Raw genomic sequence first — 6,230 nt, 5'->3', positions numbered from 1 at the left:
GGCCGAGCCTACGGCGAGCCGGTCGAGCAGTTCGTCGAAGGCCGCGCGCCGGAGGGGCTTGGCCAGGTAGTCGGTCATGCCGGCCTCGAGGCACATCTCGCGATCACCGGTCATGGCGTGCGCCGTGAGCGCCACGATCGGCGTGGGCCGCACGCGGCGGCGTTGCTCGATGGCGCGGATCTCGCGGGCCGCCTGCAGGCCGTCCATGACGGGCATCTGCACGTCCATCAGCACCAGGTCGTAGCGCTCACGCTGCCAGGCGGCGAGCGCCTCCGCCCCGTCGGCCACGAGCACCACGTCGCATCCACGCCGCGCCAGTAGCTGCTGCACCACCCGCTGGTTGACGACGTTGTCGTCGGCCACGAGCACCTTCGGCACGCGAGGCGCCCGCGGCGCCGGCACCATCGCCAGGGCCGCCTGCTGGTTGGCGTCGGCGATCGCACTGCTCAGCGAGGCGGCGAGCACGGCCGCCACGGTAGGCCGGCGGAGCGGCTTGGTGAGCACGACGCCCTCGGGCACGTCACCGCCCTCGGTCGAGAGCGCCAGTTCCAGCACAGGGACGCCAACACGCGCCACGGCAGCGACGTCGGACCGCACCGCCGCCAGCGACTCGTGGTCGATCAGCACCAGGCCCCAGCGGCGCTCCCACAGCAGCGGGCCCAGGCCCGCGTCGTCGTCGCCGCAGGTGACCCTGGCCCCCCACGACTCGAGCCAGCCGCGGAGCACGCCTCGCGACACGTGGTGGCGGTCGACGAGCAGCACCTCGCGCCCCTCGAGCTCGCTCGGGCGCGCCTCGACGGACGACATCGACCCGGCCGCGATCTCCACCGGCAGCGTGATGGTGAACGTGCTGCCCTGCCACACCACGCTCTCGAAGTCGATGGCGCCGCCCATCAGGTGCAGCAGGCGCGCGCAGATCGCGAGGCCAAGGCCGTTGCCCTCGAACAGCTGCGGCGTGCCGCCGGCCGCCTCGCGGATCGTCTGCCTGATCGCCGCCTGCTGGTCCTCGCCCACGCCCACACCGGAGTCGGCGATGCGCACGCGCAGCGTGGCCGTGCCCTCGGCGAACGGCGTGTCGACGTCGACGCGGACGCGGACGAAGCCGACGTTGGTGAACTTCACGGCGTTGCCGAGCAGGTTGATGAGCACCTGGCGCAGGCGCGCAGGGTCGGCCGTGATCATCGCGGGCAGCGGCTCGTCCTGATCCCAGACCAGGTCGAGATCCTTCTGGTGCGCCCGCACCGCAATGGCCCCGAGCGCCTCGTGCACGACCGAGGCGAGGTCGAACGGCACCGATTGCAGTTCCACGCGGCCCGCCTCGATCCGCGACAGGTCCATCACGTCGTCGATGACCGTGATGAGCGCCTCTGACGAGCGGCGGATCGTGTCGAGGTAGTCGCGCTGTACCGTGGTGAGATCGGTGTCGAGCGCCAGCTCGGTCATGCCGAGCACGCCGTTCATCGGTGTGCGGATCTCGTGGCTCATCGTGGCCACGAACTGGCTCTTGAAGCGGTTGGCGCTCTCGGCGCGGTCCTTGGCGTCCTGGAGTTCCGCGGTGCGCCGAGCCACTTCCTGCTCGAGCTGTTCGCGGTGGCCCTGCAACTCGCGGTCGCGCGCCTCCAGCCCGGACAGCATGCCGTTGAAGGCGCGCACCAGGACCGCCAGTTCGTCGTCGGTGGCGCGTTCGGGGAGGCGGGCGTCGAACCGTTCGGTGCGGACGACCTCCTGGGCCGCCACCGAGAGCTGCTTCAGCGGCGTGACGATCGGGCGTTGCAGGGCGGCGCCGAGCACGTAGGCGAGCCCGAGGGAGACGACGAACACGATGAAGAAGATGGCCATCGTGTCGCGGCGTCGGGCCTCGACACGCCGAAGGTCCGTCTCGACGAGGACCGAGCCCACGCAGCCGTCCTTCAGGCAGATGTCCTGCACCACGCGCACGGCGTCGTCGGCCTGCACGGTGCCGGCGGGCGGCACGGCCGGCGGCGCCTGGGGTCCGCCCACGCCCTGGATCTGCGCAAACAGTCGGCCGTTCTTGCCGTAGAGCGCGGCCACCCGGAGGTCCGGGCGCGCCCGGAGCGCCTCGAGGGTCTCGGCCACGTAGACCGGGTCGTCGAAGGCGAGGGCGGCGGCGTTGTTCTCGCCGAACACCGTCGCCACGGCCTCGATCTCGAGCGCCAGCGAGGCCCGCGCCGTCGACCCGTCGTACAGCATCAGCCCGAACCCGGTGAGCGTCAGCGCGGAGGCGCTCGCAGCAATCAGGATCAGGGTGAGGCGGCGGCGGAGGGAATGGCGAAGCATGAGGGCGGGGAACTCCCCTGAGAACCAATCGGCGGGCGCGTCAGAAAATTGAGGGTGGGGGGCCTAAAGTTTCCGGCGCATCGACCGATTGCCTCGACGATCATGTCGTGCGCCCATACCCCCGCCAGCTGGATCCGTCGCTTCGTCGCCCTGTCTCTCGTCGTCCTGGGGGTGGTGGCCGGAGCCGGGCGTGCGGAGGCCAGGGGTGATGACGACGAGGCCCGGGCCACGACGATCGCCCGGATGCTGCGGTTCATCGAATGGAACACGAAGGCGCCGGGCGGCGATCTGCGCGTGGCCGTGGTAGACAACGCGGACCTGAGCGCCGCGTTGCGCGAGGCCTGCGCCGCCATCCAGCCCGGCGGACACGTGGTGACCGTGGTGGATGTGCCGTCGGTGGAGGCGCTTGCCGACATCAAGGCCTCGGTGGTGGTGCTCGGGGAGGACTCGATGGCGCTCGCCCGGCAGTTGGCCGACCAGGGGGTCGTCACCGTCGGCGACGGCGACTGCCCGGGCAACACGGCACTCGCCCTGAACCTCCGGGCCGAGGGCGATCGGTACCGCCTGCAGGCCAACCCCGCGGCCGCCGCCCGCGCGGGCGTGGTCCTCAGCTCGCGCCTCCTGCGCCTCGCGCAGATCGTGAACTAGCGCCGGGTACCGGGTGCCGGGTACGGCACACGCGCGAAGCCGTGTGCCATTGCCGTACGCCCTTGGCTTGCCTTCAGCCTTCGCCTTCAGCCTTCGCCTTCAGCCTTCAGCCTTTGGCCTTTGGCCTCTTCATGAGGCATGTGGCATGTGGCATGTGGCATGTGGCATGAGGCATGAGGCATGACCAATGCCCCCCTACGTCTCCGCCGGCGCGTCCTCTTCCTCGAGCGGGGCGGGGCGGTGGCCCCAGCGCGTCAGCAGCACGCCGGCCGCCACGAGAATCGCCCCGACCAGCCGCATCCCCTGCAGTCGCTCCCCCAGCCACACCATCGCCACGAGTAGTGCGGCCACCGGCACCACGTTCGAGTAGATCGAGGTGCGCGACGACCCGAGCTGGCGCACGCCCATGTACCACGCCGTGTAGGAGAAGTTGAGCGCGAGCAGCGACGAGAACACGACGCAGACCCACGCCACCAGCCTGACATCGGCCCACGGCGTGCGTGCGAAATCGGCTGTCGAGAAGGGCAGGAAGACCAGCGTGCCGATCGCCATCGACAGGCCCGTGATGACCAGCGGGGCGTACGAGGCGAGCAGCGGCCGCCCGGCCACCGTATAGATGGTCCAGCACAGCACGCAGGCGATCATCATCAGGTCGCCGGTGGGCGAGCTGACGCCTGCCGCGGCGCCGCCGCGGACGATCAGGCTCACGCCGACGAACGAGAGCGCGGTGCCCAGCCAGTGCACGGCCGGCAGCCGCTCGTGCCCGACGGCCGCCGACAGCAGGCTCACCGCCGCTGGCGTGCACGCGATGATGATCGAGGCGTTCATCACGCTGGTGCGTTCGAGGCCGGCGATGAACAGGATCTGGTACCCGAATTGCCCGATGAGGCCGAGCACCACGATCACGCCCCAGTCGCGCGGCGTGATGCGGGCCACGTCCTCGCGTCTCCGCGTGAGGAAGATCGCGGCGAGGAACACCACCGAGGCGATGAGCAGGCGCAGGCCGTTGAAGGCCCGCGGCGGGACCTCCTGCAGCACGAACTTGATGACGCTGTAGTTGCTGCCCCAGATGATGGCGGTGAGCAGCAGGTAGAGGTCGATGCGGGTCATGGGGGGAGGCGCATCGCCTTCCGCCGGGGAGGCGGAAGTGGCCGGAGCGGGCCCGATGCCACGCTCCAGCGGCTTGCCCTGAGCACGTCTCGTGTCGGCGTGCCGACGCGAGACATGTCGAAGGGTCTTACGCCAGGCCCAGGGCGCCGGCGCGGACGAAGAAGATGATCAGCGAGACGAGCAGCACGTAGATCACGAGCGACTCGATCAGCACGAGGCCCAGCAGGAGGGCGCCGCGGATGGCCTCGGCTGCGCCCGGGTTGCGGGCGATGCCCTCGGCGGCCGCGCTCACGGCCTTGCCCTGCGCCATGGCGCCGAACGCCGCCGCGATGGCGAGCGCGAAGCCGGCGGTCACGACCGCCCACTGGGTGACCACGGGGGCCACGGCACCAGCCGCGGCAGCTTCCTGGGCGTACGCCGGCGAGATCAGGCCAGCGGCCATCACCAGCGCGAGAACTGCGAAGAACTTCTTCATCATGCGAGTGGCCTCCTCGAGGCACATCGAACCGCGATCGTCGGCATTAAAGGGTCGCGACCGGAGTCGCGCGGCGTGCCTGTGGCGCGCCAGAGGTCGAGGCGCAGACCGGGGCCCGACGGGTGCCGAGGTCTGCCGACCACGCCGTCGCGTCGCGCAGCGCGCGACACGTCGGCGGACTGGGCCAACACCCCGCACGATGCGCAGGCGTTGGCGTGGGCTCGGTCGCGCGCGGCGCCACCGAGCGGTGCGTGTCCCGTTACGCCGCCGCGTGGGCGGGCGCCGGGGAGTCGCCGTGCGCGTGGTGGTCGTCGTGATGGGCCTCGTCGTGCCCATGCTCGACGTGCACCGCGCCGGCGAGGTAGATGATCGTGAGCAGCGTGAAGATGTAGGCCTGCAGCGACCCGGTGATCACGCCGAGGAACATCATCGGCAGCGGCACCAGGAAGGGCACGATGCTGGCCATGATGAGGACCACGAGTTCCTCGCCGTAGACGTTGCCGAACAGGCGCAGCGAGAGCGACATCACGCGCGAGGCGTGGCTGATCAGCTCGATCGGCGCCATGATCGGGGCCACGAACAGCGGCACGCCCGGCGGGATGATGAAGTGCTTGACGTAGGCCACCACGCCCTGCGCCTTGATGCCCTGCAGGTGGTAGTACACCCACACGGTGAGCGCGCAGCCGAGCGTCACGTTGATGTTGGCCGTCGGCGACATCAGGCCCGGGATCTTGCCGATCGCGTTGGCCGTGAAGATGAAGATGAAGATCGAGCCGACCAGCGGCAGGAACTTCGGGCCGGCAGGACCGATGTTGTCCTTCAGCAGGCCCACGAGGAACCCGACGATGTCCTCGAGGACGATCTGGAGCTTGCCCGGGTTGTCGACGCTGAACGAGGACCGCACCGCGAGGCTGAACACCAGCACGCCCAGGACGATCAGGGCGCACATGACGAGGTAATCGGGGATGAGTTCGAGGCCCGGCGCCCAGGTCTTCCCGAGCAGCGGCGCGAGCACCGGCCCGAGCAGCCGGTTCACGACCTCGACGATCCAGAGTGTGTGATGTTCCATGTGCCTGTCGGCGGGGGCGCGGGGTCGGCTATCGCCAGGCCCTGACCGCTTCCGCCATCGCGGCGACGACCACCGCGGAGACGCCCACCAGCACCCCCAGCGGGTGCAGGTGCAAACGGCCAATGATAACGTAGCCGGCCGCCAGCAGCAACGCATACCGCCCGACCAGCCCGAGGGCGACCCTCGCCGGCGACAGGCGTCGCGACTCGAGCCCCGGCGGCGGTGGCCCGAGGGCCTCCACGCCACGCTTCAGCGCGCGATAGCTGATGCCGGCGAGCACCCCGCCGCCGACGACCCCGCCTGCCAGCCGCCAGCCGCCCAGCGCCAGCGCCACGGCCGTGCTCAACGCCAGCACGATCAGGGTGTCGCGTTCGAGGCGGGCCGTCAGGCCGAGGTCAGTGGGAGCCGTCACCGAAGGCCCGGCGCGTGATGCGCACCACGTTCAGGACGGCGGCCGCGAATCCCAGCACGAAGCCGACCAGCATGCCCCAGGGACTGGTGCCAAACGCCCCGTCGGCGCGCAGGCCGAGCCAGGTCCCGAGGACCAGCGCGAGCACGAACGAGAGCCCGAGGGTGCCGAGTTCGCCGACCGTCTTCCAGTAGCCGGACGGGCGCGGGCTGACCATGGCG

At 70.7% G+C, this 6,230-nt stretch carries 7 protein-coding genes; 1 reads left to right on the top strand and 6 read right to left on the bottom strand.

The annotated features are described in order from the left end of the window. A partial coding sequence (locus ACIRDX_RS09440) for a response regulator (protein ID WP_396625166.1) occupies positions 1-2,298 on the bottom strand: 2,298 nt, incomplete at its 3' end. Between the two features lie 102 nt (positions 2,299-2,400). On the opposite strand from ACIRDX_RS09440, the gene ACIRDX_RS09435 reads away from it, so the two are divergent. Next, positions 2,401-2,946 (top strand): YfiR family protein, encoded by a 546-nt coding sequence (locus tag ACIRDX_RS09435; protein WP_396625165.1) that lies wholly within the window; start codon positions 2,401-2,403, stop codon positions 2,944-2,946. A 195-nt stretch (positions 2,947-3,141) separates the two neighbouring features. On the opposite strand, the gene ACIRDX_RS09430 is transcribed toward ACIRDX_RS09435, so the two are convergent. From ACIRDX_RS09430 to ACIRDX_RS09410, 5 genes are all read right to left on the bottom strand, one after another. Continuing rightward, positions 3,142-4,056, bottom strand: coding sequence for a DMT family transporter (locus ACIRDX_RS09430; protein WP_396625164.1), 915 nt, complete (start codon positions 4,054-4,056; stop codon positions 3,142-3,144). 127 nt (positions 4,057-4,183) lie between these two features. Next, positions 4,184-4,534, bottom strand: a complete 351-nt coding sequence (locus ACIRDX_RS09425) for an ATP synthase F0 subunit C (RefSeq protein WP_396625163.1) — start codon at positions 4,532-4,534, stop codon at positions 4,184-4,186. A 256-nt stretch (positions 4,535-4,790) separates the two neighbouring features. Beyond that, positions 4,791-5,600 (bottom strand): F0F1 ATP synthase subunit A, encoded by an 810-nt coding sequence (gene atpB, locus ACIRDX_RS09420; protein WP_396625162.1) that lies wholly within the window; start codon positions 5,598-5,600, stop codon positions 4,791-4,793. Positions 5,601-5,628: 28 nt separating this feature from the next. Then, positions 5,629-6,012, bottom strand: a complete 384-nt coding sequence (locus ACIRDX_RS09415; RefSeq protein WP_396625161.1) for an ATP synthase subunit I — start codon at positions 6,010-6,012, stop codon at positions 5,629-5,631. Then, positions 5,996-6,226 carry an AtpZ/AtpI family protein gene (locus ACIRDX_RS09410; protein WP_396625160.1) on the bottom strand — a complete coding sequence of 77 codons (231 nt, stop codon included), beginning with the start codon at positions 6,224-6,226 and terminating at the stop codon, positions 5,996-5,998. Before ACIRDX_RS09410 ends, ACIRDX_RS09415 begins: the two co-directional genes overlap by 17 nt. Positions 6,227-6,230 lie beyond the last annotated feature (4 nt).

It is taken from the genome of Luteitalea sp. (assembly GCF_044337415.1).
In the GTDB taxonomy this organism is placed as follows: domain Bacteria; phylum Acidobacteriota; class Vicinamibacteria; order Vicinamibacterales; family Vicinamibacteraceae; genus Luteitalea.
The sequence above is the reverse complement of the archived record's forward strand: the minus strand, read 5'-3'. Positions and strand labels throughout refer to the sequence as shown.

Bases quoted from the DNA above. Each gene is read 5' to 3' on its own strand.
- ACIRDX_RS09410 (WP_396625160.1), bottom strand. From the start codon at position 6,226: ATGGTCAGCCCGCGCCCGTCCGGCTACTGGAAGACGGTCGGCGAACTC.
- ACIRDX_RS09435 (WP_396625165.1), top strand. From the start codon at position 2,401: ATGTCGTGCGCCCATACCCCCGCCAGCTGGATCCGTCGCTTCGTCGCC.
- atpB (WP_396625162.1), bottom strand. From the start codon at position 5,600: ATGGAACATCACACACTCTGGATCGTCGAGGTCGTGAACCGGCTGCTC.
- ACIRDX_RS09430 (WP_396625164.1), bottom strand. From the start codon at position 4,056: ATGACCCGCATCGACCTCTACCTGCTGCTCACCGCCATCATCTGGGGC.
- ACIRDX_RS09425 (WP_396625163.1), bottom strand. From the start codon at position 4,534: ATGATGAAGAAGTTCTTCGCAGTTCTCGCGCTGGTGATGGCCGCTGGC.